Source organism: Thioclava sp. F36-7 (assembly GCF_002020075.1).
Classification (GTDB): Bacteria; Pseudomonadota; Alphaproteobacteria; order Rhodobacterales; family Rhodobacteraceae; genus Thioclava; species Thioclava sediminum.
The window spans coordinates 545,298-569,927 of record NZ_MPZR01000002.1; the positions used below are offsets into that span (position 1 = coordinate 545,298).

Here is a 24,630-nt window from a genome sequence, read left to right on the forward strand (position 1 = left end):
AATGATCAATCGGCGTAAACTTATGATGTCTGCGGCTCTGGCCGGGGCCATGTCGATGAGCGGGGGCATTGCCTTCGCGCAGGAGGACGACAAGATCAAAGTTGGCGTTCTGCACTCGCTGTCGGGCACGATGGCGATCTCGGAAACCACGCTCAAGGACACGGTCCTGATGCTGGTCGAAGAGCAGAACAAGAAAGGCGGCATCAACGGCAAGATGCTCGAGGCGGTCGTGGTCGACCCGGCTTCCGACTGGCCGCTGTTCGCCGAAAAGGCGCGCGAGCTGATCACCGTGGACAAGGTCGACGTGATCTTCGGTTGCTGGACCTCGGTGTCGCGTAAATCGGTTCTGCCGGTCCTTGAGGAACTCAACGGTCTGCTGTTCTACCCGGTGCAGTACGAGGGCGAGGAAAGCTCGCGCAACGTGTTCTACACCGGTGCGGCCCCGAACCAGCAGGCGATCCCGGCGGTCGACTACTTCCTCGAGGAACTCGGCGTCGAGAAATTCGCGCTGCTGGGCACCGACTATGTCTATCCGCGCACCACGAACAACATTCTCGAAGCCTATCTGCAGGACAAGGGCATCGCGAAGGAAGATATCTTCGTGAACTACACCCCCTTCGGTCAGTCGGACTGGTCGAAGATCGTCTCCGACGTGAAGGCGCTGGGCGCGGACGGCAAGAAGGTCGGCGTGATCTCGACGATCAACGGCGACGCGAATATCGGCTTCTACAAGGAACTCGCAGCTTCCGGCATCACCGCCGAGGACATCCCCGTCGTGGCCTTCTCGGTCGGCGAAGAGGAACTGTCCGGTCTGGGTGAGGCGGATCTCAAGAACCTCGTCGGTCAGCTGGCCGCGTGGAACTACTTCGAGAGCGCCGACACGCCCGAGAACGCGGCCTTCATCAAGCAGTGGCACGCCTTCACCGGCGACGACAGCCGCGTGACCAACGACCCGATGGAAGCCACCTATATCGGCTTCAACATGTGGGTGCAGGCGGTCGAGCAGGTCGGCTCCACCAATGTCGACGAAGTCATCGCCGCGATGCCGGGGCAGGAATTCCCGAACCTCACCGGCTCCACCGCGAAGATGCTGCCGAACCACCACCTGACCAAGCCGGTCCTCATCGGCGAGATCATGGAAGACGGTCAGTTCGACATCATCTCGCAGACCGATCCCGTGCCGGGCGACGCCTGGACCGACTTCCTGCCGGAATCGGCGGTGCTCAAGTCGGATTGGCCGGGTCTCGATTGCGGCATGTACAACACCGAGACCGAAACCTGCGTTCAGAAGAAATCGAACTACTGATCGTGTCTTGGCCGGGAGGGGTGCGCCTCTCCCGGCCGTTTCATCCTAAGGGGACGGGATGCGCAAGTTTTTGATCGCGCTCGGGATTGTTCTGGCATTGGCTCTGCCGGGGCTGGCGCAGGACGCGGGCGACGCGCCGCAGGCGGAGGCCACGCAAAGCGAAGCCACGGGGCTGCGCGCCGTTCTTCAGGACTATGCCAAGCAGATCGCCAAGCCGTCGCGCCGCACTATCGGCCCGGTCATCGAGGCGGTCGCCGGTTCGGGCGAGGGGGCCTCGCGCTTCCTGCAGGCCTGGTCCGACAAGCGCGTCGGGCTGCGCGAAAGCGACGGCGCCTTCTTCATCGTGAAGAAATCCGGCAGCGAATACGAGCTGAGCGATCCGGTCACCGGAGAGCCTGCAGGCACCGCGCCGAAATCCGACATCAAGGAAGTGAAGCCGAATTCCGGCGTGCGGGCCGAGATCGGTGTGGCGCTGGTGCGGTTTCTGCTGAGCGATCCCGATCCGAAGAAACGCCGCGAGGCGCTGACCGCGATCGACCGCAACGGCGAGGCCTCGCATCTGGAGCCGCTGCGCGCCTCGATCCCCGACGAGCCCGATCCCGCGATCAAGGCGGAAAAACAGCGGCTGGAACGCCTGCTGACGATCCGCTTCGGCAAGGATGCCGAAGAGCGCGTCGCCGCGATCGACAGTTTCGGGGCCGATCTGGGGCTGGATTTCCGCGCCACGCTGAACCCGCTGGTGGCGACGACCCGCAAGGTGTTCGAGGGCGCGCCGGAGGGCAATGTCGCGGAAACGCTCAAGCCGGGCCGCGATATCCCCGAGGATGAGGCCTATGCGATGCTGGTCTCGGCCGATATGGCGCCCGCGCGGATTTCGGCATCCGAGATGCAGCAGGCTTTGGCCGCGCATGTCGAGAACGGTCAGGTGGGCGGGCTGCCGCTGGCCGCGATGGCCGATCCGGCCAAGCGCGAGGAGGCCTATGCGACGCTGGCCGCTGCTGGCGAGGTGCCGACGCGGCTGACCGATGCAGAGGCTGAGAAACTCGTCGCAGATCACCAATTCGCCGATATCTATGCCGAGCCAGACCCGGAAGTGACCACCGCCGCCGAGGCCGCACTGACCCGGGTGAGCCGCACGGTGGCGGGGATGCAGACGGTCGATCTCGGCCTCGATGCGCTCTCGCTCGCCTCGATCTATTTCCTCGCCGCCATCGGGCTTGCGATCACCTTTGGGGTGATGGGCGTGATCAACATGGCCCATGGCGAGTTCATCACGATGGGCGCCTATACGGGCTATGTGGTGCAGCTCTTCGTGCCCGATTACACGCTGTCGATCCTGATCGCGCTGCCTCTGGCCTTCGCGATCACCTTCGGCGCGGGCGTCGCGATGGAGCGGCTGGTGATCCGGTACCTTTACAAACGCCCGCTGGAGACGTTGCTCGCGACCTTCGGCATCTCGATCGCGCTGCAGCAGCTGTTCAAGAATATCTTCGGGACCCAAGCGCGTCCGCTGACCTCGCCGCCTTGGCTGGAGGGGGCGTGGACGCTCAACGACGTGGTGTCGATCAGCTATATCCGCATCGCGATCTTCGTCTTGGCGCTCGTATTTCTCGCCCTCTACCTCTGGGTGATGCGCAAGACCCGCCTCGGGCTGGAGGTCCGCGCGGTCACGCAGAACCCGTCGATGGCGGCGTCTATGGGCATCAACCCGGATCGCATCAACATGCTGGCTTTCGGGTTCGGCTCGGGCATCGCCGGGATCGCGGGCGTGGCGATCGGGCTTTTCGCGAAAGTCACCTCCGAGATGGGGCAGGACTATATCGTGCAGAGCTTCATGACGGTCGTGGTCGGCGGCGTCGGCTCGATCTTCGGCACGCTGGCGGGCGCGACCCTGATCGGCGTGCTGCAAAAGGGGATCGAATGGCTGAACCCGTCGAACACGCTCGCGGCGCAGACCTACATGATCCTCTTCATCATCATCTTCATCCAGTTCCGCCCGCGCGGCATCATCGCGCTCAAGGGTCGGGCCGCGGGGGATTGAGCATGGCACAGACCCTTATCCCTTCCTCTTGGTCCAAATATCCCGCGGGGGCGCGGGGGTGCGAAACCCCCGCCGCAACATCGGAGGTCCGCGCATGAAATCCGGATTTCTCGCCAAGAACCCCTCCGTTTTGTGGTTCCTGCTGATCCTCGCGGTCTTCACGCTGGGCGTCACTTTCCTCTCCCACGCCTACGGGCCGGGGGCGATCTCGACCTCGATGGTCAAGACGCTGGGCAAGACGCTGTGCCTGTGCCTGATCGCCATCGCGATGGATCTGGTCTGGGGCTATACGGGCATCCTGTCGCTCGGCCATTTCGCCTTCTTCGGTCTGGGCGGTTACATGATCGGCATGTGGCTCATGTATGAGCGCACCCGCGACATCGTGCTGAAATCGGCGGGTGAGTTCCCGATGACCCCGCAGGAGGTCAATGATGCGATCGGCACGCAAATCTTTGGCGTGGTGGGTGGATCGGACTTGCCTGCGATCTGGACCTTCGCGGGCAACCTGCCGATGCAACTGCTGTTCGTGGTGCTGGTGCCGGGGCTGCTGGCGCTGATCTTCGGCTGGCTCGCGTTCCGCTCGCGCGTGACGGGCGTGTATCTGTCGATTCTGACGCAGGCGATGACGCTCGCGCTGTCGCTCTACCTCTTCCAGAACGAGAGCGGGCTGCGCGGCAATAATGGTCTTTCGGGGCTGCAGAACATTCCGGGCGTAAGCGCGGGGCAGGACCATCTGTCGATCTGGTTCCTCTGGGCCTCGGCTCTGGCGCTGGGTCTGGGCTATGTCGCGGCGTCGCTGATCGTCTCGGGCAAATTCGGCTCGGTCATTCGCGGCATCCGCGACGACGAGGCGCGGGTGCGCTTCCTTGGTTATTCGGTCGAGGGCTACAAGCTGTTCGTCTTCACCCTGACAGCGGTGATCGCGGCCATTGCGGGGGCGCTCTATTACCCGCAGGCGGGGATCATCAACCCGGGCGAGATGGCGCCCATCGCGTCGATCTACCTCGCGGTCTGGGTCGCGATTGGCGGGCGCGGGCGGCTCTATGGTGCGGTGATGGGGGCGGCCTTCGTTTCCATCGTCTCGAGCTGGTTCACCGGGGGGCGCGTGCCCGATCTGCCGCTGGGTTTCTACACTATCGACTGGGTCGACTGGTGGCAGGTGCTGCTGGGGCTCGCCTTCGTGCTGGTGACCTTGTTCGCCCCGAAAGGGCTGTCGGGGCTGATCGATCTGTTCGAGGGCATCCGCCGCCCGAACCGCCATGGCGCGCCGCTCGGGCCGGATAAGGGCTCCTTCCGGGAAGAGGAGGCGCAGGAATGAATGTTGCGATCAAACCGGGGGCAGGATCGCAGACCCTGTTGGAGGTCTCGGGCATCTCCGTCAGCTTCGACGGGTTCAAGGCGATCAACAATCTCAGCTTCAATATCGGCCCGACCGAGCTGCGCGCGGTGATTGGGCCGAACGGGGCGGGCAAGACGACCTTCATGGATATCGTCACCGGCAAGACCCGGCCCGACGAGGGCTCGGTGTTGTGGGGGGAAAGCTCGACCAACCTGCTGCGTTTGAACGAGGCGAAGATCGCGCGGATCGGGATCGGGCGGAAATTCCAGAAGCCCACCGTGTTCGAGGATCAGACCGTCACCGAGAACCTGATGATGGCGCTCAAGGCCAATCGCAGCCCCTTCGCGGTGCTGGGCTGGAAGGCCGGCGATGCCGATCGTGCGCGCGTCGAAGAGATCGCGGCGCAGGTGGGCCTCGCCGATCAACTGCCGCGCAAATCGGGCGAGCTGAGCCACGGGCAGAAGCAATGGCTGGAGATCGGGATGCTCTTGGCGCAGGAGCCGAAGCTGCTGCTGGTCGATGAACCCGCGGCGGGGATGACCTTGGCCGAGCGCGAGCAGACGACTGCGCTGCTGGTCGATCTGGCGCGCGATCATGCCGTGGTCGTGGTCGAGCATGACATGGAATTCGTGCGCCGTCTGAACTGCAAGGTGACGGTGCTGCATGAGGGGTCGGTTCTGGCGGAAGGCTCGCTCGACCATGTGACCGCCGACAAACGCGTGATCGAGGTGTATCTTGGCCGCTGATCTGACAAAACCCGCGATGCTGAAGACCGAGGGGCTGACGCTCCATTACGGCGGCAGCCAGATCCTGCACGGGATCGACATGGTGGCCCGCGCGGGCGAGGTGACCTGCATCATGGGCACCAACGGCGTGGGCAAGACCTCGTTGCTGAAGGCGATCTCGGGGACGCATCTGCGTTCGGGCGGGTCTGTCACGCTCAATGGCGCCGAGATGGGCCGCGTGCCGCCGCAGGCGATGGCGAAGGCGGGGCTCGGCTATGTCCCGCAGGGCCGGATGATCTTCCCGCTGTTGACGGTGCGCGAGAATATGGAGACGGCTTTCGCCTGCCTACCGAAATCCGAGCATGTCATCCCGGATGAGATTTACGAGCTCTTCCCGATCCTGAAGGACTTCCTCAATCGCCGGGGCGGGGATCTCTCGGGCGGGCAGCAGCAGCAATTGGCGATTGCCCGCGCGATGCTGATGAAGCCGAAGCTGTTGTTGCTGGACGAGCCCACCGAGGGCATCCAGCCCAACATCATCCAGCAGATCGGGCGGGTGATCGCCTACCTGCGCGAGAAGGGTGATATGGCGATCGTGCTGGTCGAGCAGTATTTCGACTTCGCGCATGATCTGGGCGATAGCTTCTACGTGCTCAAGCGCGGCGCGGTCGCGATGGAGGGGACGAAAGAGACCCTGACGCGCGAGGCATTGCGCGAGGTGGTCAGCGTCTGAGGCGGACGGCGCAGCCCGCTCCGCGCCTTCGCGAGGTTCGTGCCTCATCGCTGTCCGTTGCCTGAACACGGCTGCGAGGCCCTGTCTTTTATCTAATTGCCCGACTCGCCCCTTTGGGCGCATCCTTTCCGCAAGGTCAGGTCTGTTTGGACGTAAGGCCGGACCTCAGGGAGAGGCGCGCCGGGAGGGGCGCGTCTGTTAGGGAGGGAGAAACCCATGAAACGCGTTCTTATTCTGGCCGCGCTTGGCGCGCTGGCCAGCTCTTCGGCTGTGGTTGCTCAGGAGGTCTCGGTGGAGCGGGGCAAACTGGTCTCGATCACCTCGGGATGCCACGACTGCCACACGGCCGGGTATAACGAGTCCGGTGGAAAGATCGACCCGGAGGCGGCGCTCAAAGGCGTGCCACTTGGCTGGCAGGGGCCGTGGGGCACGACCTACGCGGTCAATTTGCGCCTCGAGATCAAGGACATGGACGAGGACGGTTTCGTGGAATACGCGAAGACCTTCGACGCCAAGCCGCCAATGCCGTTCTATAACGTGCATGCGATGCCCGAAAGCGATCTGCGCTCGCTCTACCAATATATCAAATCGCTTGGAGACCCGGGGGAGCCGATGCCCGAGGCCTTGCCGCCCGGGGAGGCCCCGACGACGCCCTATATCGTGATGGCGCCGCCGATGATGCCGAAATAGGGCGGCGCGGTTTGCACCATCGGCCCGAATGATCGGCATCAATTCCGAGATCCGCACGCAGCTGCTATCCTGTCAGGAGAGGAGGCGTGATGATCCGAGCCATCGTCATAGGGCTTGCACTGTTATGTCCGGCAGCGGTCGGGGCCTGTCCCGCGCCGCTGCCTATGTCCGTGCCCGATGCGGTGACGGAAGCGCTCGCCGCGTGGATCGAGGCGCATAGCGACTACACGGTGCCCCAAGGCACGCCTGCGCTCTTCATGTGCCAGAGCGGGGAGGTCATCACCTATGAGGGGCACGACCTTCTGGTCGATTCCGATCTGCGCGCGGCCTATGATCTGGTGGAGGATCGAATCTTTCTCGTCGGGCCTTGGTCCGAAGACGATCCGATGCAGCTTTCCTCGCTGTTGCATGAGTTGATCCATCGCGCTCAGTTCCATGCGCGCGACTGGCCCTGTCCGGCGGCGGCCGAGCCGGAGGCCTACCGTCTGCAGGAGGCGTGGCTGGCCGAGCGGGGAATCGATCCGGGCTTTGAATGGGTCGAGATTTACCTGCATGCGCGCTGTCCCTCGGACCGTCACCCGTAGAACGCGCATTCGCGAGATCGCAAAAGGTTCCCAAGATTACATTCCTGTAAGCGGATTGTTGCCAACCCGCTGATGCGCGGCGAAATTCTCCTTCGGCGAAGGGGGTATTCGGGGCTATGGAGGAGGTAACGAAGACGCAACAATTCGACATCGACAGTGATCGCCCATGCTCTCCATCTCTGACCTCGCGGGCCGTGCGGCCCCCCTCTCGCTTGTTTTGATCGCGGCGCTGACCGTCTCGGCCTGCACCCCGACCAGCGGCGACAGGATGGGCTTTGCCAGCGCGCGCGATCAGGCGGGTGCCGTCAACCTCGAACGCCGCGCCTATGCGGTCGAAGTGGCCAAGCAGATGCGCGCCAAGCGCCAGCGCGTCTGGTGCGTGCCGTTTGCGCGCAATGCCTCGGGCATCGACATTCGCGGCAATGCCAAGACCTGGTGGTCGCAGGCCAAGGGGCTCTATGCGCGCGGTCACCAGCCGAAGGTCGGTGCGGTGATGGCGTTCTCGGCGACCGGTCGTAATCCGCTTGGCCATATCGCGGTGGTCTCGGGCGTCGACTCGCCGCGTCAGATCCGGGTCGATCATGCGAATTGGGAGCGCAACAAGGTGTCGCTTGACATGGTCGTGGTGGATGTCTCGGAAAAGAACGACTGGAGCCGCGTGCGCGTCATGAGCAATCCCGGCGCGCTGGGCCGCGTCTATCCGATCACCGGGTTTATCTCGAAAGGCTGAGGCCGAAGGGGGGCTGAAACGAGGGCTCAGCCCTCGCTGGTCAGCCGCTCGGCCTTCTTGCGCACCAGCACGCTGCGCAGGTCGTGCATTGTCAGCAACAGCGTATCCGTGATCTCTTCGAGCTGGGCGTCGGTCGCCTTCGACTGCGCCCATTGCGTGACGAGATTGAGGTGATCGACCGCGCGCAGGATGTCGTCGACATCGCGCTGGGCGAGCACCTCGCGGCGATGCGCGATCCACGCCTCTATCTCGGCGCGGTCTTCCTCGGTCAGAACCCGGTCGCCCTGCGGTTTGATCTCGCCATTGCGGATGTTGATATTGGCGATCGGGTCCATTTCGATCCGGCGCTGACGGTTCTCGGTATCGACGCGAAACACCGTCGCGCCGTTTTCCTTCACCCGGAAGTAATACTCGGGCAAGTCAGTCATTCGCCAGTCTCCCTCGGCCGTTCCGCCTTATGACAGCCCTTCGCAGAAGGCCTTGATCCGGGCGCAGGCCTCGGTCAGGGCCGCGTCCAATGTAGCGTAGCTGATGCGGAAATTCGGTGAAAGCCCGAAGGCCGCGCCGAAGACCACGGCGACGTTGTTTTCCTCCAGCAGCGCATTGGCGAAATCTTCGTCGCTCTCGATCTTGCGCCCGCCAGCGGAGGTCTTTCCGATGCAGTCCTTGATCGAGGGGTAGACGTAGAACGCGCCCTCGGGCGTCGGGCAGGAGATGCCGGGGCAGGCGTTGAGCCCGGCCACCACCAGATCGCGCCGCCGCTTGAAGGCGGTGCGGAAGGTGTCGATGAAATCCTGCGGGCCGTTGAGCGCCTCGACGGCAGCCCATTGCGAGATCGAGCAGGGGTTCGAGGTGGACTGGCTCTGCACTTTGCGCATCGCCGCAATCAGCTCTTTCGGGCCCGCCGCATAGCCGATCCGCCAGCCGGTCATCGCATAGGCCTTGGAGACGCCGTTGACCGTCAGCGTGCGATCATAGAGCGCGGGTTCGACCTGCGCGGGCGTGGTGAATTCGAACCCGTCGAAGGTGAGATGTTCATACATGTCATCGGTCATCACCCAAACATGCGGGTGGCGCATCAGCACATCAGTCAGCGCCTTGAGCTCCTCGCGCGAATAGGCCGCGCCCGAGGGGTTCGAGGGCGAGTTGAACAGGAACCATTTGGTGTTCGGCGTAATCGCGGCTTCCAGCGCCTCGGGGCTGATCTTGTAGCCCATCGCGGGATCGCCCTGAACGAAGACAGGCGTGCCGCCGCCGATCAGCACCATATCCGGGTAGCTGACCCAGTAGGGGGTCGGGATCACTACCTCGTCGCCGGGATTGAGCGTCGCCATCAGCGCGTTGAACAGCACCTGCTTGCCGCCCGAAGAGACAGAGACCTGCTCGGGCGTGTAGCTGAGGCCATTCTCGCGGGCGAACTTGGCGCAGATCGCCTGTTTCAGCTCGGCGATGCCGTCGACGGCGGTGTATTTGGTCTTGCCTGCGTCGATCGCGGCTTTCGCGGCGTCCTTGATCGACTCGGGCGTATCGAAATCGGGCTCGCCCGCCGAAAGGCCGATCACATCGCGGCCTTCGGCGCGCAATTCGGCCACCTTCCCGGTCATCGCGACCGTCGGCGAAGGTTTCACCCGTGCAAGCGTGTCGGAAAGGAATGCCATCGCGTCGCCCTTGATTTGTAACTCGTTCGGCAAACTTCTAGGCTCGGCACCAGAAGCGTTCAAGCGAAAGCGGGAGAGAGACATGGTCGACGATTGGTATGGCGAGGCGAGCGCAACGTTCGGCGACCGGCTTGCTGGCGCGCGCGAAGCGGCAGGGTTGAGCCAGGAGGATCTGGCGACGCAGCTGGGCGTCCGGCTCGAGACGCTGCAGGCCTGGGAAGAAGACGTGCTGGAGCCGCGCGCGAACCGGCTGCAGATGCTGTCTGGAATGCTCAACGTGACGCTGATGTGGCTGCTGACCGGATCGGGCGAGGGGCTTGACGGCCCGCCCGAACAGGGAGAAGACGCAAAAGCGGAACGCGCCCTCGTGCGCGAAATCCGGGAAGTGCGGTCCGGGCTCGAAGATCTCGATGTGCGGCTGGCACGGCTGGAGAAGCGCTTGGTGGCAGGAGAGAGTTGATGACAGAGACGCGAGAGGCGCGGCTGAAACGGATGAAGATGCGCAGCTGGCGGCGCGGGATCAAGGAAATGGACCTGATCCTCGGGCCTTACGCCGATGCGTGCCTGCCCGATCTGGATGCCGCCACTCTCGATCTCTATGACGAGCTTCTCGAAGAGAACGATCAGGACCTGTATCCGTGGGTCTCGGGCGCACAGCCTTGCCCGCCGAAATACCTCGAATTGCTGTCCGTAATCGGCCAATTCGCCCGCGAACGGCACATAACGAAAACCTGAAAACGGCGCGGAAGCCCCGGATTTCAGAGGGTTTTTCGCGAATTTTCGAAGAATTCGGGCCGCTTAACGGTATCTTTGCCATTTCCCGCCACTGTCCTGCGTCAGGGGCAGCGAAACTGGCGGAGAATGCTATGACCGTGCAGAAATCTGCAAGCGACATGACGCCCGTCCCGGCGACGCCGGGGCTGATGGCGGGATACTTGGACAGCCTCTCGCTGCTGGAGCGGCTGCATCGCTTGCTGCTCGACGTCATCAAGGACGAGTTCGAGCGGCTGGGCATCCTCGAGATCAACCCGGTGCAGGCGCTTTTGCTGTTCAACGTGGGCGAGAACGAGGTGACCGCAGGGGAGCTGAAGACCCGCGGCTATTATCAGGGCTCGAACGTCTCCTACAATCTCAAGAAGCTGGTGGAGGCGGGCTACATGCACCATCAGCGCTGCGAGATAGATCGCCGCTCGGTGCGGGTGCGGCTGACCGCGAAGGGGCGCGAGCTGCGCGAGAACGTGGCGACCCTGTTCGAGCGGCACGCCTGCGGGATGGAGACGCGCGGCGTCATCACCTTCGACGCGATGGAGGAGATGAACCACACGCTGCGCCGGATGGAGCGCTACTGGACCGACCAGATCCGCTATATCTACTGACCCTTGCGCAGGTCGCGTTTGCGCGATGACGCCCGGTTCTCCTTGCCGCAGCGGCGTGGGGCGTGCTTCCTTGCCGTGACGATATGCGGCGAGGGGACGCGCGATGAAACAGCTTGGACAAAAGGCGATGCGGGGCGCGATCCGGGTCGGAATGGCAGCGGCGCTGCCGATCGCGGGGCTCGCATGGTGGAAGCGCGACGAGATCGCCCGGCTGCGCGCGGTGAACCGTCTGTTCGAGCCTGACCGGATCGTCGGCAATTTCTCCAACATGCCTGCCTTGTTCCATTCGCGCGAGATTGCGCGTGGCGACGGGCCGGTGTCGGACTTGGGCCGCGGCGCAGAGGATCCGCTGCCCGAGGGCGTCGAGGATTGGATCGAGCGGCGCTGGGTCACCGCGCTGGTGAAGATGCGCCACGGCCAGATCACCCATGAACGCTATTTCCGCGGCACCGCGCCCGAGGATCTGCGCATCTCCTGGTCGATGGCGAAGAGCTTCCTCTCTGCCACGCTGGGCATCCTGCACCATCAGGGCGTGATCCCCGATCTCGACGCGCCGCTGACCCGCTTTGCGCCGCAGCTGAAGGGCTCGGTCTATGAGGGCGTGTCGATCCGCGATGCGCTGGTGATGTCCTCGGGCGTGGCCTTCAACGAGGACTATCTGGATTTCCACTCTGATATCAACAAGATGGGCCGTGTTCTCGCGATGGGGCGGTCGATGGACGCTTTCGCCGCCTCGCTCAAGATCCGCGAGGCTGAGCCGGGCGCGCGGATGCTCTATGTCTCGATCGACACGCATGTTCTGGGCATGGTGATCGCCGGCGCGACCGGGGCCGATCCGGCGGAGGTGATGCGCGAATTGCTGATCGCACCGATGGGGCTGGAGGCCGCGCCGGTGATGCTGACCGACGGGTTGGGCGTCAGCTTCGTCCTTGGCGGGCTGAACCTGCGGACGCGGGACTATGCGCGTTTCGGCCAGATGTTCCTGCAAAAGGGCTTCTGGAACGGCCGCCAGATCGTGCCCGAGGACTGGGTTACGCAATCGACCGCGCTGCAGGCGCCGAAGGGCGAGGGATACGGCTACCAATGGTGGGTGCCCGTCGATACGGCGGATCACGGCGGCGATTATTTCGCGCGCGGCATCTATGGCCAGCACATCTATGTCAGCCCCGCGACCGACACGGTCATCGCGATCAACGCTGCCGACTGGCGTTTCAAGGAGGAGGGCGTCGAGGAGGAAAACCTTGCCATGCTGCGCCGCATCGCAGAGGTTTCCTGACAGGGAGGGCTGCGCGATGCAGATGTATGAGGCGATCAACGTGCTGGGGGGTACATTGCAGCCCTGTTCGCTCAAGCCCCGCACCGGGTTCTTCCGCGATGGCAGCTGCAACACCTGCTGGGAGGATAGCGGCTCGCATACGGTCTGCGCTGTGATGACGGCGGAGTTTCTCGCCTTCTCGAAATATCTCGGCAACGATCTGAGCACGCCGCGCCCGGAATATGATTTCCCGGGGCTGAAACCGGGCGACCAATGGTGCCTGTGCGCCTCGCGCTTTTTGCAGGCGGTGCAGGAGGGCTGCGCGCCCGAGGTGATGCTGGCTTCGACCCATCGCGATGCGCTGCGAGTGGTGCCGTTCAAGATGCTGGCCGATCATGCCGCCGAGAAGAAGGGCGGGAAAGGCTGAGGCTTAGCCCGTCGCGCCGCCCACCGGCACCCAGAGCACATCCTCGATTTTCGGCGCGCCGGTGGCGAGCATCACCAGCCGGTCGAAGCCAAGCGCAATCCCGGACGCCTCGGGCATGATCTCGAGGGCGGCGAGGAAGTCTTCGTCGATCGGGTAACGCTCGCCGTAGAGTTCTTCCTTCAGATCCATATCGCCCTCGAAGCGGCGGCGCTGTTCGGCCGGATCGGTCAGCTCGCCGAAGCCGTTCGCGAGTTCGACCCCGCAGGCGTAAAGCTCGAAGCGTTCGGCTACGCGGTCGTCATCCGGGGCAGGGCGGGCCAGCGCGGCCTCGGCCAGAGGATAGCGGTCCAGAATCGTCGCGCGGCCATGGCCCAGATGCGGCTCGACCTTCGCGACCAGCAGTTTCGAGACGATGTCCGACCAGCTATCCGCATCGGCCACCGCAAAGCCGATCGCCTGGCATTGCGCGCGCAGGGCTTCCGCGTCGGTCTTGGCGCCGTCGCAGGTGGCGAGCAGATCGATCCCGGCATGGCGCTGGAAGGCATCGGCGACCGACAGCCGCTCGGGTTCGGCGAAGGGGTCGCATTCGGCGGTGCCATAGCGCAGCACTGCCGATTCCGCGGCTTCCGCCGCCAGCCGCAGCATCGCCGCGCAATCGGCCATCAGCGCCGTGTAGTCTTTGCCCGCGCGATACCATTCCAGCATGGTGAATTCGGGCGAATGGCGCTTGCCCGCCTCGCGGTTGCGCCAGACATGGGCGAAGGCGGCGATGCGCGGCTCGCCCGCGGCCAACAGCTTCTTCATCGCGAATTCGGGCGAGGTGTGCAGATACATCCGCCGCGCCGCGCCGTCATTGCCGATCATGTCGGTGGCAAACGCATGCAGATGCGCCTCGTTGCCGGGCGAGACCTGCAGAGCACAGGGATCGACCTCGACGAAATCCTCTGCCGCCAGCCAGCCGCGGATCGCCGCCTTAATGCGGTTGCGCGCGAGAAGGGCGGGGCGGCGGTCGGCGTGGCGCTCGGGCGTCCAGAACGGGGGCATGGAAGGCCTTTCAGGCTGGAAATCGGGGCGCAAATGGTTTAGGCGCTCTGCAATCCGGGCGCCAGAGCCTGTTTTATCCGAATTCAAAGGGGTCCTTTCATGGCGAAAGTCATCGCTTCCTCTGTCCGCAAGGGCAACGTGCTTGAAATCGACGACAAGCTCTACGTCGTGATCACCGCGCAGAACATCCATCCCGGCAAGGGCACGCCTGTCACGCAGGTCGATATGCGCCGCATCTCGGACGGCACGAAGGTGTCCGAGCGTTGGCGCACGACCGAGCAGGTCGAGCGCGCCCATGTCGAAGAGCGCGAGTACGATTTCCTCTACGAGGATGGCGAAGGCTATCACTTCATGGACCCCGAGACCTATGAGCAGCTCGCGGTGCAGGATGACGTGATCGGCGACGCGAAGGTGTTCCTGCGCGACGGTATCCGCGTCCACCTCAAGACCTTCCAGGAGAACGCGATCGCGATCGACCTGCCGCAGAAAGTCACCGTCGAAGTCGAAGAGACCGAGCCGGTCGTGAAGGGTCAGACCGCCTCGTCGAGCTACAAGCCCTCGATCTGCACCGGCGGGATCCGCGTGATGGTGCCGCCGCATATCGGCGTGGGCACCCGCATCGTGATCAACACCGAAGACACCACCTACGTGGAGCGCGCGAAGGACTGATTCTCGCCGCGATTTTATGAAAAAGGCGCCCTGCGGGGCGCCTTTTTTTGTTTGCGGATTGGGCAGGTCAGGCGGGGCGTTGTGTAGGGCGCGCGGGCCAGACCTCCAGAAGCCCTGCGCCCAGCACGAGCGCGCCGCCTGCGATTTCCAGCGCGGCGAGCTGTTCGCCCGCGATCAGCGCGGCGGAGACCGCGCCGACGAGCACCTCGCTCATCAGCAATATCCCGATCCGCGCCGGTTCGAGCCGCACGGTCGCCCACATGAGCCCGGCCGTCGCTGCGCCCCACCAGAACACCCCGGCGGCACCGATCAGCCCAACCGACGCCGCCCAATCGACCCCGTTTGCGGGCAGCGGCGCAAGGAACGGTGCGAGGCAAAGTGCGGTAAGGGCCGCGCCTGCCGCGAAGACGAAGGTGGCGGGGACGGGCGAGAGCGTCGATCTGGTGCGCATCCCCGTGGTCGCGACCGACCAGATCACGCCGCCGACAAGCGTCATCCATTCGCCCAAGCTGCTGGGTAGGGGCAGGCCGCCGCTCGCGCCCAGCATCAGGCCGAGCCCCGCGAGGCCGATGACGATCGCGGCGAGTCGCAGCCGCGAGACCGGCCAGCCCAGCACGAACCGCCCGATCAGCACCGACCAGACCGGGGTGAGGAACCACAGCAGGATCACCAGCGCGACGCGGCCGTAGAGAAAGCCGATCGAATAGAGCGCGAAGGCCGCTCCGCCAAGCGCGACCGAGATCAGCGCGGCTGGCGTGGCGGCGGCGAGTTCATCGCGTTTAGCCCAAGCGACGGGCGCCATCGCCACGCAGGCGACCAGGGTGATCGCGACCGTGCCCCAGGCTCCCGCCAGACCATGCCCGTCCAGCGCGCGCACCGGGAGCCAGTATAGCCCCCAGAGCGCGCCCGTGATCAGCGTGATCGCGCTGGCGATGAGGGTGACACGGGCCTCGCTCACCCTTTGATCCGTTCGACCCACGCTTCGAGGGCCGCAAGCGACTCGGGTTCGTCGAGGAAGGGGATATGGGCGCGGTCGGCGACGCGCGCATAGATCATGTCCGGGCGGCGGCGCTGCATCTCGTCCACCGTGGCGTCGCTCAGCAGATCGGAATTCGCGCCGTGGGTCAGGACGATCGGCAGCCCCTCGGTGGCCTCGAAGAGCGGCCAGGCTGGCTCCACGCCGCCCTTGAATGCGCCGAGGAAGGCATCGCGCAGGGCCGGGTCGTAATTGATCTTCAACCCGTCATCGGTCTCGACGTAATGGTGGCGGACCTCCATCGCCCAGCGATTGGGCGGCACCTTGTCGAAACCGATCATCGCCTCGGGCAGCTTTTCGGCCATTTCTGCGTAGCTCTTCGCCGCCGGGTTGCGCCCGATATAGTCGAAGATCTTGTTCAGCCCCTTTTCGTCGAGGACAGGTCCGACATCGTTCAGCGCGAGCCCGGTCATGCGCTCTTTCGCGGTCAGCGCGAGATACATCCCCACGAGGCCCCCGCGCGACGTGCCAAGGATCGCGGCCTTCTCGATTCCCAGATGATCGAGCAGCTGCAGCGCATCCGCCGCTTCGCGCGGCACGGTATAGGTTTTCTCGCCGGTCCAGTCGCTCTCGCCACGGCCGCGATAATCCATGCAGATCAGCCGTACGTCCTTGAGATGCGGGGCGACGTAGTCGAAGTCGCGGGTGTTTCGCGTCAGCCCGGACAGGGCCAAGACCGGCACGCCGCTGCCACTGTCGCGATAGGCGATCTTCGCGCCATCATCCGCGGTAAAGAATTCCATTACGCCGCTCCTCTCTGGATTGCTGACCTGTCAGCGATCATAGTGCGTTAGAGGGAGATCGCCATGGCTGACACGCTGGAAAGATTACACGAAAGACTGAGTGCGCTCGAAGACGAAATCGAAGCGGAATGGGAGCGCAGGCGCGAGGCGATGGCGTTCCGGCTCGATCACAACCGGGTAGTGTTCGAGGCGGGAGTGCGCGATGCGCATCGGCAGGCGCGGGTGGGGCTTTTGCGCTTCCTGTCCTATGCGCGCCCGATGGTCATTCTGACCGCCCCGGTGATCTATTCGCTGATCGTGCCCTTCGTGCTGCTCGACCTCTTTGTGAGCCTCTATCAGGCGATCTGTTTTCCGATCTACCGCATCGCCAAGGTGAAGCGCTCCGATCATATCGTGGTCGACCGTCAGCATCTGGCCTATCTCAATGCGCTGCAGAAGCTGAACTGCGTTTATTGCGGCTATTGCAACGGGCTTCTGAGCTATGTGCGCGAGATCGCGGGCCGAACTGAGCAATTCTGGTGCCCGATAAAGCACGCGCATCGGGTGAAGGGGCCGCATCTGCGCTACCGCGACTTCGTGGAATACACGGATGCGGAAGGGTTTCAGGCGCAGACGATGCGGCTGCGGCGCGCGCTGCGCGAGATGGACGAGTGAGCGCTTCTCAGAGGTGGTCGGGCACCGCGCGCAGGTCCGTCAGGATCGCCGCGGGTTTATAGGGCAGCCGCTCGACCGGGGCGCCCGCGCGGTTGACCCAAAGGACGTGGAAGCCCGCCTTGGCCGCGCCCGCCGCGTCCCAGCCATTCGACGAGACGAAGCAGGTCTTCTCCGGCTCGACGCCCATCTTCTGCGCGATCATCTCATAGACGGCGGCGCGGGGCTTGTAATGGCCGATCTCGTGGATCGAGAGCACCTCGTCGAGCAGATGGCCCACGCCCGCCGCATAGACCGCAGCCCCGAGCATGTCGGGCGCGCCGTTCGACAGGATCGCACGCCCGACACCGCGATGGTGCAGCGCATCGAGCATCTCGGGCACTTCGGGGAAGGCGGGTAACTCGCGGTAAAGCGCCATCAGCCGCTCGGCCAGATCGGGATCGTCGAGATCCTGCGCCGCCATCGCCCAATCGAGCCCGTCGCGGGTCAGTTGCCAGAAATCGACGTAATCGCCCATCACCTCGCGCAGCCAGCTATATTCCAGCTGCTTGCGCCGCCAATCGGCAGCAAGGCGCGGCCAGATTTCGGTCAGGCGCGGCTCTTCGGCGGCCAGATTGCGCGCGGCGGCGTCGACGTCGAAGAGCGTGCCGTAGGCGTCGAAGACGCAAAGCTGAATGGACATGATATTTCCTCCCGAGCCACACCCTAGCGTTGGCGGGGCCGGGTGCAAGGGTCAGTAGATGTCGCGCGAGGCTTGCGTCGCGGCGGCGAGCCCTTCGGCCAGACGCTCGGCAAAGCCATTGTCGCGCAGCGTGATGAGGCCCTTGGCCGTCGTGCCCGCGTAGTCGATCATCTCCTGCACATGGGTCTGAGGCGTCGGGCCCTCGGCCATCATCTGCCCGGCCGAGAGGAACAGTTGCCGCACCGCGCGATCGGCGATCTCGGGCGGGACGCCCTGATCCTCGGCATGGCGCGCCATGGCGGCGGCGCAGGCGGCGACGAATCCCGGTACTGGGCCGGTCATCGCGGTGAAGAGGTCGATCTGGGCTTCGTCGTGCAGCTCGTCCGTTTGCCCGCAGGCCTCAAACATGGCCCGTGCGCGGGCGCGGTCTTGTTGGGTCACGGCATCGCTCGCGAACCATGGGCTATAGGCGAGGCCCTTTGCTGCCGCCGGGCTCGACATGGCGCGGATCACGCGGGGGCTGGCGCTGATGCGGGTGAGGTCGGCCAGTGGCACGCCTGCCATGACGGAGATCACCAGCTTGTCCTTCGCGTCGACAGTGAGGTCTCTCGCTGCGGCGGGCGGCACGCAGAGGATCACCACGTCGCAAGCCTCTGCCAGCGCCTGCGGATCGGTCAGGACGTTCTCCGGCGGGAAGCCGTCAATGTCAGGCCGCGCGCCGGAGCGGTTGGCCATCAGCAGCGACTTGGGCTCCGCGCGCCAGAGCGCCTCGGCAATCGCTGCGCCGAGCATGCCCGAACCGATGATGCCGATGGAGAAATCGAGTGCCATGCGCGCCTCCCTGCGTGTTCGGGGCAGCCTAGCGCGGGGCAGGGGATGGGGGGAAGGGAGGGAATGGGTAGCAGGGCGCGCGGCGGCCCGTGGGGTGGCGCACCATGACTTTGGGGCTGGGCACTTTGTCCCAGCCACATTCTTCGCTTGTTTGAGCAGTGTGCGCGGGTGTCAATGCGCCAACCCGTCGGGACGGGCCGACGCGCGCCCTGCGGCTTCGCCGCGTTCCGGGCGCGGATCGTCCGCGCGAGGCTTCTTACAGGTTCTCCGCCGCGGGCATGCCCATGACGTGATAGCCGCTATCGACCGAGATGATCTCGCCGGAGGTGCAGGCGCCATAGTCCGAGAGCAGGTAGACGGCCGTGCCGCCGATCGCTTCCAGCGTCGCGTTATGGCGCAGGGGCGAATTGTGCTCGGTGTGGCGGAAGGTCTTGCGCGCGCCGCCGATGGCGGCACCGGCCAGCGTCTTCATCGGGCCGGGCGAGATCGCGTTCACGCGGATGCCGTCGGGGCCCAGATCGGCTGCCAGATAGCGCACGGCCGATTCCAGCGCCGCTTTCGCCACGCCCATCACGTTGTAATAGGGCGTCACGCGCTGCGAGCCCATATAGGTCAGCGTGATCATCGAGCCGCCTTCGTTCATCAGTTCCGAGGCGCGCTTGGCCACGTCGATGAAGCTGTAGCAGGAGATCGTCAGCGAGTTCTTGAAGTTCTCGCGGGTGGTGTTGATGAACCGGCCCGCGAGTTCGGATTTGTCGGAATAGGCGATGGCGTGAACGACGAAATCGATCGAGCCCCATTCCTCTTTCAGCTTGGCGAAGGCGGCGTCCATCGAGGCGTCGTCATTCACGTCCACATCCAGCAGGAATTTCGAGCCCACGCTTTCGGCCAGCGGTTCGACTCGCTTGCCGAAGGCTTCGCCCTGATAGGAGAACGCAAGCTCTGCGCCTTGCTCGGCCAGTGCCTTTGCGATCCCCCAAGCGATTGAGCGCTCGTTGGCGACCCCCATTACGAGGCCGCGCTTACCCTTCATCAGTTCCGCCATTCCCGTCCCTGCCGCCGTTTGTTCTTGCCGTTAGTCTCGATACTTGCTCATCACGAGCGACGCGTTGGTGCCGCCGAAACCGAAGCTGTTCGACAGGACCGAGTCGAACTCGACATTGTCGATCCGCTCCATCGCGATCTCTTCGGGTTTGATCGCCGGGTCCAGCTCGGTGATGTTAGCCGAGGCCGTGATGAAGTTGTTTTCCATCATCAGCAGCGAATAGATCGCCTCATGCACGCCGGTCGCGCCGAGCGAGTGCCCGGTGAGCGATTTGGTCGAAGAGATTTTCGGCACGTTTTCCTCGCCGAAGACGCGGCGCACGGCCTGCACTTCGGTCACGTCGCCTGCGGGCGTCGAGGTGCCATGCGCATTGATGTAGGAGATCTTGCGGCCTTCGGGCAGGGTGCCGACCGCGAGCTTCATCGAGCGCTCGCCGCCTTCGCCCGAGGGGGCCACCATGTCGTGGCCGTCCGAGGTCGCGCCGTAGCCGGTGACTTCCGCGTAGATCTTCGCGCCGCGCGCCTTGGCGTGCTCGAGCTCTTCCAGCACGACGACACCGCCGCCGCCTGCGATGACGAACCCGTCGCGGGTCGCGTCGAAGGCGCGCGAGGCCAGCTCGGGCGTGTCGTTATATTTCGACGACATCGCGCCCATCGCGTCGAACAGACAGCTCAGCGTCCAGTCCAGTTCCTCGCCGCCACCGGCGAAGACGATGTCCTGCTTGCCCATCTGGATCAGCTCGGTACCGTTGCCGATGCAATGCGCCGAGGTCGAGCAGGCCGAGGTGATCGAGTAGTTCACGCCCTTGATCTTGAACGGCGTGGCCAGACAGGCCGAGTTCGTCGAGCTCATGCAGCGGGTGACCATAAACGGCCCCATCCGCTTGGGCGAGCCCTTCTCCATGACGATGCGATGCGCCTCGAAGAAGTTCGAGGTGGACGGACCGCCCGAGCCCATGATCAGGCCGCTGCGCGGGTTCGAGATGTCGCTCTCTTCGAGACCGCTATCGGCCAGCGCCTGCTCCATCGCGATGAAGTTGTAGGCGGCACCCGGACCCATGAAGCGCAGGTTGCGCTTGTCGATATGGTCCTCGAGCGTGATCTTCGGCTGGCCTTTGACCTGGCTGCGGAAGCCGCGCTCGGCGTAATCCTCGGCGAATACGATGCCGGATTTGCCGGCCTTCAGGCTGGCGGTGACTTCTTCGGCATTGTTGCCGATGGGCGAGACGATGCCCAAACCGGTGATGACGACGCGGCGCATGCGGGCCTCCTGTCTTGTCTGTCTTTGGGGGTCAGCTCTCGGAGAGCGCGACCTTCATGTCCTTGACCTCGTAGATCACATCGCCATCGGCCTCGACGATCCCGTCGGCGACACCCATGGTCAGGCGACGGGTCTGAATGGCCTTGGTGAAATCGACCTTGTAGGTCAGCATTTTGCGATCCGGGCGGACCATGCCGGTGAGCTTAACCTCGCCCACGCCAAGTGCATAGCCGCGACCCTGCCAGCCACGCCAGCCCAGGTTGAAGCCGGTCAGCTGCCACAACCCGTCGAGGCCGAGGCAGCCCGGCATGATCGGATTGCCGGGGAAATGGCATTCGAAGAACCACAGGTCGGGGGTGATGTCGAACTCGGCGACCACATGGCCCTTGCCGTGCTTGCCGCCATCGCCCGAGATGTCGGTGATGCGATCCATCATCAGCATCGGCGGCGCCGGAAGCTGCGCATTGCCGGGGCCAAACAGCTCCCCACGTGCGCATTTCAGAAGATCTTCTTTCCCGAAGCTCGTCGGAAACCCAGCCATCGGCGCTCCTTCCCGGTTTTGGCGTGCTTTTGCATCCCTCTATCACCGCGTGGCCGCGTGGCGCAAGGGCGACGGTGACAGGCCGCGCCCCTGCGCGGTTGCATTGAAACCTGAGTGGAAAAGTCTCATATAGGTACCGAGGAGACATGACATGGCTGTGACGAATTCGACCGAACAGCGCCGCGGGCAGGACTGGCTGAGCCGTGGCGGGCTGCGCCCCACCCGTCAGCGACTGGCGCTGGCCACATTGCTCGTGGGCGATGGGGAAAATCGTCATGTCACGGCCGAAAGCCTCTACGCGGCCGCCTGCGATGCGGGCGAGAAGGTCTCGCTCGCCACCGTCTACAACACGCTCAAGGCGTTCTGCGATGCCGGGCTGATGCATGAGATCACGGTGGATGGCGCGCGCAGCTATTTCGACACGCGCATGGACGACCACCCGCATTTCTTCTGGGAAGACGACAACCGCCTGTCGGATGCCCCGGCCGAGGAACTGAAACTCGCCTCGATCCCGCAGGCCCCCGAAGGCGCCGAGATCACCCGCGTCGACGTCGTGATCCGCGTCCGCAAGGCCTGATTGCCGCTTCCTCTTGGCGAAAATATCCCGGGGTGAATGGCCGCAGGCCAGAGGGGCAGAGCCCGTCGACACGTCAGTCTTGTCGCCCTCCGGCGACGGGGGGGGCAGAGCCTCTAAAACCTCACGGCAGGATCGCGAGCCAGCCCCAGATCGTCAGAATCGATAGCGCCGTCGCGATCAGCACGGCCGAGGCTGCGACCCTGCGCGCCACCCCGTAGATATTCGCGAAGAGATAGGCGTTGACCCCCGGCGCCATCGCCGCCGTCAGCGTAGCCGAACGCAGCGCGGTCGTGTCCACCTTGAAGGCGAAATGCGCGAGCCCGTAAGTGATCGCCGGATGCAGTATCAGCGACAGGCCGGTGACCATCGCGATCGCTTTCGCATCGCCTTCGGGACGATAGCGATAGAGCACGCCACCCAGCCCGAACAGGGCCGCAGGCAGTGCTGCGCGCGCCATCATATCCATCCCCTCGCGGATCGGATGGGGCAGGGGCTGGCCGGTCAGCGTGGTGAGGATTTTGATCGCGAAGCCGGTCAGGATGCCGATCACCAGTGGCGTCCGCAGCACGCCGATCAGCGCGTTGAGCCCGACGCGCCCGAGCGACGTGCCGGTGCCCGACGAGCGCACCATCTCCATCGCGAGGATGCCGATCGTATAAAGGAAGGGCGAGTGCACCGAGATGATCGCGAAGTTACCCGACAGCGCATCGGTACCATAGGCGCGCTCGGTGATCGGCACGCCGAGCAGTAGCGAATTCGAGAACAGGCAGGCAAAGCCGATGGCGACGCTCTCCGGGCCGTTGCGGCCTATCATGCGCGCACCAGTGATGCCGATCGCGAAAGAGATCAGCGCGCCAGCGTAGAAAGCCGCCATCATCGCCCAGTTATAGCTCTGCGTCAGGTCGAGATTGGCAATCGAGCGCGCCAGCAGCACCGGCACCGCGAAATTCTGCGCGAACCGCATCAGCCCGTCGATCGCGCCCTCGGAGAACAGCCCGCGCCAGGCCACGACGTAGCCGAAGCCGATCACCAGAAAGACCGGCAGGATGACGTCGATCAGAACGCTCATCAGAGACCGAAATCCAGAACCATCCCGTCATGGGCAGGGCGAATGTGATCCGGCGTTTCCTCGGCGACCGTGTCGTGGTCGAGGTCGATATGCATGTTGGTCAGCACCGCGCTCGCGGGCTGCGCACGTTCTATCCATTCCAGCGCGCGGGCCAGATGCGCATGGGTGGGGTGCGGCGTGCGGCGCAGCGCGTCGAGCACCCAGCAATCGAGGCCTTCGAGATAGGCCCATGCCTCTTCGGGAATGTCCGAGACGTCCGGCAGATAGGCCAGCCCGCCGATCCGGAAGCCGAGCGCGTCGATATTGCCGTGCTCGACGCGGAAGGGCTGAAACTCGATCGAGCCGCCCGCACCGGTAATCTGGAAGGGCCGCTCGCGATGGATCGATTTCAGCTCGCAGATCGGTTTGTAATTGCTGTCCGAGGGCTGGACGAAGGCATAGGCGAAACGGTCGAGCAGCGCGGCCTCGGTATCGGCATCGGCCCAGACGGGCAGGCGGGTGCGCATGTTGAAGACGATCTGGCGCAGATCGTCGAGCCCGTGGACGTGATCGGCGTGGCTGTGGGTGTAGACCACCGCATCCAGCTCGCCCACGCCCGCGGTCAGCAGCTGCTGGCGCATGTCGGGCGTGGTGTCGATCAGCACCCGCGTGGTGCCCGACTGGGCGACCCGCTCGACCAGCATCGAACAGCGCAGCCGGTGGTTCTTCGGGTTCGCCGGGTCGCAGTCGCCCCAATTGTTGCCGATGCGCGGCACGCCCCCCGAGGAGCCGCAGCCAAGGATCGTGAAGCGCATCCGACTCATGCAGCGATGCTCCCCCGCTCGCCATGCTCGGCGGCTTTCCAGAACAGGCGGTCGAAATTGGCCTGCGTCGCGGCGGCGAATTCCTCGAGCGGCAAGCCGAAGACATCGGCGCCGACCTTGGCGGTGTGGGCGGTATACGCGGGCTCGTTGCGCTTGCCGCGATAGGGCGGCGGCGCAAGATAGGGGCTGTCGGTTTCCACGAGGATCCGGTCGAGCGGCGCGGCGGCGAAGATGTCGCGCACTTCCTGACTTTTCGGGAAGGTCGCGATGCCGGACATCGACAGGTAAAAGCCTAGATCGACCGAGACCTGCGCGAGACGCGGCCCCGACGAATAGCAATGCATGACGCAGGTATAGGGCTTGGCCTTCATCCCCTCGGTCAGGATCGCTTCCATGTCCTCGTCGGCATCGCGCGAATGGATGATCAGCGGCAGGCCGGTTTCCTGCGCGGCCTCGATATGCAGGCGCAACGAGGTTTTCTGCACCTCGGCGCTCTCGGCGGTGTAGTGATAATCGAGCCCGGTCTCCCCGATGCCCACGAATTTCGGGTGTTTCGCCAGCGCCACCAGTTCGTCCACCGTGGCCATCGGCTCTTCGGCGACGCTCATCGGGTGGGTGCCCGCGGCGTAGAAGACGCCGCGATGCGCCTCGGCGATGGCTCGCACGGAGGGCTCGTTCTTCAGCTTGGTGCAGATCGTCACCATCCGCGTCACTCCGGCGGTGTTCGCACGGGCGATGATGTCGTCGCGCTCACCGTCGAAATCGGGGAAATCGAGATGGCAATGGCTGTCTGTGATCTCGGGCGGGAGGGTCAA

29 protein-coding genes are annotated in these 24,630 nt (G+C 64.5%); 16 read left to right on the forward strand and 13 right to left on the reverse strand.

The genetic code is table 11. The features are described from left to right. Window positions 1-25: 25 nt before the first annotated feature. The 8 genes from urtA to BMI89_RS05485 all read left to right on the forward strand — a co-directional run bounded on the left by urtA (window position 26) and on the right by BMI89_RS05485 (window position 8,148). A complete protein-coding gene (gene urtA, locus BMI89_RS05450; RefSeq protein WP_168173992.1) occupies window positions 26-1,306 on the forward strand; it encodes an urea ABC transporter substrate-binding protein in 1,281 nt (426 codons plus the stop codon). Window positions 1,307-1,364: 58 nt separating this feature from the next. Continuing rightward, on the forward strand, window positions 1,365-3,347 hold the full coding sequence (gene urtB, locus BMI89_RS05455) for an urea ABC transporter permease subunit UrtB (protein WP_078570118.1): 1,983 nt from the start codon (window positions 1,365-1,367) through the stop codon (window positions 3,345-3,347). A 94-nt stretch (window positions 3,348-3,441) separates the two neighbouring features. Continuing rightward, window positions 3,442-4,665 (forward strand): urea ABC transporter permease subunit UrtC, encoded by a 1,224-nt coding sequence (gene urtC, locus BMI89_RS05460; protein WP_078570119.1) that lies wholly within the window; start codon window positions 3,442-3,444, stop codon window positions 4,663-4,665. After that, on the forward strand, window positions 4,662-5,432 hold the full coding sequence (urtD, locus tag BMI89_RS05465; RefSeq protein ID WP_078548007.1) for an urea ABC transporter ATP-binding protein UrtD: 771 nt from the start codon (window positions 4,662-4,664) through the stop codon (window positions 5,430-5,432). Before urtC ends, urtD begins: the two co-directional genes overlap by 4 nt. 16 nt (window positions 5,433-5,448) lie before the next feature. Continuing rightward, window positions 5,449-6,144, forward strand: a complete 696-nt coding sequence (gene urtE / locus BMI89_RS05470) for an urea ABC transporter ATP-binding subunit UrtE (protein ID WP_078570176.1) — start codon at window positions 5,449-5,451, stop codon at window positions 6,142-6,144. Between the two features lie 216 nt (window positions 6,145-6,360). After that, complete coding sequence (locus BMI89_RS05475) at window positions 6,361-6,834, forward strand: c-type cytochrome (RefSeq protein ID WP_078570120.1); 474 nt, start codon at window positions 6,361-6,363, stop codon at window positions 6,832-6,834. Window positions 6,835-6,923: 89 nt separating this feature from the next. Next, complete coding sequence (locus BMI89_RS05480) at window positions 6,924-7,418, forward strand: DUF6647 family protein (RefSeq protein ID WP_143593824.1); 495 nt, start codon at window positions 6,924-6,926, stop codon at window positions 7,416-7,418. A 166-nt stretch (window positions 7,419-7,584) separates the two neighbouring features. After that, window positions 7,585-8,148, forward strand: coding sequence for a CHAP domain-containing protein (locus BMI89_RS05485; RefSeq protein WP_078570122.1), 564 nt, complete (start codon window positions 7,585-7,587; stop codon window positions 8,146-8,148). Between the two features lie 26 nt (window positions 8,149-8,174). Here the strand turns inward: BMI89_RS05485 and BMI89_RS05490 are convergent, their stop codons facing one another. Both BMI89_RS05490 and BMI89_RS05495 read right to left on the reverse strand, forming a co-directional pair. Continuing rightward, a complete protein-coding gene (locus BMI89_RS05490; RefSeq protein WP_078570123.1) occupies window positions 8,175-8,576 on the reverse strand; it encodes a hypothetical protein in 402 nt (133 codons plus the stop codon). Window positions 8,577-8,603: 27 nt separating this feature from the next. Then, entirely contained in the window at window positions 8,604-9,806 is a 1,203-nt protein-coding gene (locus BMI89_RS05495; RefSeq protein WP_078570177.1) for a pyridoxal phosphate-dependent aminotransferase, read from the reverse strand. Between the two features lie 82 nt (window positions 9,807-9,888). Here BMI89_RS05495 and BMI89_RS05500 point away from each other — a divergent pair, with 82 nt between their 5' ends. The 5 genes from BMI89_RS05500 to BMI89_RS05520 all read left to right on the forward strand — a co-directional run bounded on the left by BMI89_RS05500 (window position 9,889) and on the right by BMI89_RS05520 (window position 12,864). Then, on the forward strand, window positions 9,889-10,266 hold the full coding sequence (locus BMI89_RS05500) for a helix-turn-helix transcriptional regulator (protein ID WP_078541836.1): 378 nt from the start codon (window positions 9,889-9,891) through the stop codon (window positions 10,264-10,266). Then, complete coding sequence (locus BMI89_RS05505) at window positions 10,266-10,541, forward strand: succinate dehydrogenase assembly factor 2 (RefSeq protein WP_078570124.1); 276 nt, start codon at window positions 10,266-10,268, stop codon at window positions 10,539-10,541. The genes BMI89_RS05500 and BMI89_RS05505 overlap by 1 nt, the downstream gene beginning before the upstream one ends. 158 nt (window positions 10,542-10,699) lie before the next feature. Then, window positions 10,700-11,182: a winged helix DNA-binding protein gene (locus BMI89_RS05510; protein ID WP_093477043.1), complete on the forward strand. Its 483-nt coding sequence runs from the start codon at window positions 10,700-10,702 to the stop codon at window positions 11,180-11,182. Window positions 11,183-11,285: 103 nt separating this feature from the next. Further along, on the forward strand, window positions 11,286-12,458 hold the full coding sequence (locus tag BMI89_RS05515) for a serine hydrolase (protein WP_143593825.1): 1,173 nt from the start codon (window positions 11,286-11,288) through the stop codon (window positions 12,456-12,458). 16 nt (window positions 12,459-12,474) lie between these two features. Beyond that, on the forward strand, window positions 12,475-12,864 hold the full coding sequence (locus BMI89_RS05520) for a DUF2237 domain-containing protein (protein ID WP_078547997.1): 390 nt from the start codon (window positions 12,475-12,477) through the stop codon (window positions 12,862-12,864). A 3-nt stretch (window positions 12,865-12,867) separates the two neighbouring features. Here BMI89_RS05520 and epmA read toward each other — a convergent pair whose 3' ends face one another. Further along, the gene (gene epmA, locus BMI89_RS05525) at window positions 12,868-13,908 is read right to left on the reverse strand and encodes an EF-P lysine aminoacylase EpmA (RefSeq protein WP_078570125.1); all 1,041 of its coding nucleotides are present in this window, start codon (window positions 13,906-13,908) and stop codon (window positions 12,868-12,870) included. A 99-nt stretch (window positions 13,909-14,007) separates the two neighbouring features. Here epmA and efp point away from each other — a divergent pair, with 99 nt between their 5' ends. Beyond that, the gene (gene efp / locus BMI89_RS05530; RefSeq protein ID WP_078520244.1) at window positions 14,008-14,577 is read left to right on the forward strand and encodes an elongation factor P; all 570 of its coding nucleotides are present in this window, start codon (window positions 14,008-14,010) and stop codon (window positions 14,575-14,577) included. A gap of 67 nt (window positions 14,578-14,644) precedes the next feature. Here the strand turns inward: efp and BMI89_RS05535 are convergent, their stop codons facing one another. Then, window positions 14,645-15,535, reverse strand: coding sequence for a DMT family transporter (locus tag BMI89_RS05535; RefSeq protein ID WP_078570126.1), 891 nt, complete (start codon window positions 15,533-15,535; stop codon window positions 14,645-14,647). Next, window positions 15,532-16,356: an alpha/beta hydrolase gene (locus tag BMI89_RS05540; protein WP_078541831.1), complete on the reverse strand. Its 825-nt coding sequence runs from the start codon at window positions 16,354-16,356 to the stop codon at window positions 15,532-15,534. The genes BMI89_RS05535 and BMI89_RS05540 overlap by 4 nt, the downstream gene beginning before the upstream one ends. A gap of 63 nt (window positions 16,357-16,419) precedes the next feature. Here BMI89_RS05540 and BMI89_RS05545 point away from each other — a divergent pair, with 63 nt between their 5' ends. Continuing rightward, a complete protein-coding gene (locus tag BMI89_RS05545; RefSeq protein WP_078570127.1) occupies window positions 16,420-17,010 on the forward strand; it encodes a hypothetical protein in 591 nt (196 codons plus the stop codon). 7 nt (window positions 17,011-17,017) lie between these two features. On the opposite strand, the gene BMI89_RS05550 is transcribed toward BMI89_RS05545, so the two are convergent. From BMI89_RS05550 to fabA, 5 genes are all read right to left on the reverse strand, one after another. Then, window positions 17,018-17,689: a haloacid dehalogenase type II gene (locus BMI89_RS05550; RefSeq protein ID WP_078570128.1), complete on the reverse strand. Its 672-nt coding sequence runs from the start codon at window positions 17,687-17,689 to the stop codon at window positions 17,018-17,020. A gap of 51 nt (window positions 17,690-17,740) precedes the next feature. Further along, window positions 17,741-18,520 (reverse strand): pyrroline-5-carboxylate reductase dimerization domain-containing protein, encoded by a 780-nt coding sequence (locus tag BMI89_RS05555; RefSeq protein WP_078570129.1) that lies wholly within the window; start codon window positions 18,518-18,520, stop codon window positions 17,741-17,743. 256 nt (window positions 18,521-18,776) lie between these two features. Then, the gene (locus tag BMI89_RS05560; RefSeq protein ID WP_075776916.1) at window positions 18,777-19,565 is read right to left on the reverse strand and encodes an SDR family oxidoreductase; all 789 of its coding nucleotides are present in this window, start codon (window positions 19,563-19,565) and stop codon (window positions 18,777-18,779) included. 30 nt (window positions 19,566-19,595) lie between these two features. After that, on the reverse strand, window positions 19,596-20,825 hold the full coding sequence (gene fabB / locus BMI89_RS05565) for a beta-ketoacyl-ACP synthase I (protein ID WP_078570130.1): 1,230 nt from the start codon (window positions 20,823-20,825) through the stop codon (window positions 19,596-19,598). A 31-nt stretch (window positions 20,826-20,856) separates the two neighbouring features. Further along, window positions 20,857-21,366 (reverse strand): bifunctional 3-hydroxydecanoyl-ACP dehydratase/trans-2-decenoyl-ACP isomerase, encoded by a 510-nt coding sequence (fabA, locus tag BMI89_RS05570; protein WP_078520236.1) that lies wholly within the window; start codon window positions 21,364-21,366, stop codon window positions 20,857-20,859. Window positions 21,367-21,517: 151 nt separating this feature from the next. Between fabA and irrA the strand changes: the two genes are divergently transcribed. Beyond that, a complete protein-coding gene (gene irrA, locus BMI89_RS05575) occupies window positions 21,518-21,943 on the forward strand; it encodes an iron response transcriptional regulator IrrA (RefSeq protein WP_078520235.1) in 426 nt (141 codons plus the stop codon). 121 nt (window positions 21,944-22,064) lie between these two features. On the opposite strand, the gene BMI89_RS05580 is transcribed toward irrA, so the two are convergent. The 3 genes from BMI89_RS05580 to BMI89_RS05590 are packed head-to-tail and all read right to left on the reverse strand — an operon-like array spanning window position 22,065 to window position 24,630. Beyond that, entirely contained in the window at window positions 22,065-23,012 is a 948-nt protein-coding gene (locus BMI89_RS05580; protein ID WP_078570131.1) for an AEC family transporter, read from the reverse strand. Further along, window positions 23,012-23,815: an MBL fold metallo-hydrolase gene (locus tag BMI89_RS05585; RefSeq protein ID WP_078541825.1), complete on the reverse strand. Its 804-nt coding sequence runs from the start codon at window positions 23,813-23,815 to the stop codon at window positions 23,012-23,014. The genes BMI89_RS05580 and BMI89_RS05585 overlap by 1 nt, the downstream gene beginning before the upstream one ends. Then, complete coding sequence (locus tag BMI89_RS05590) at window positions 23,812-24,630, reverse strand: TatD family hydrolase (protein ID WP_078570132.1); 819 nt, start codon at window positions 24,628-24,630, stop codon at window positions 23,812-23,814. The genes BMI89_RS05585 and BMI89_RS05590 overlap by 4 nt, the downstream gene beginning before the upstream one ends.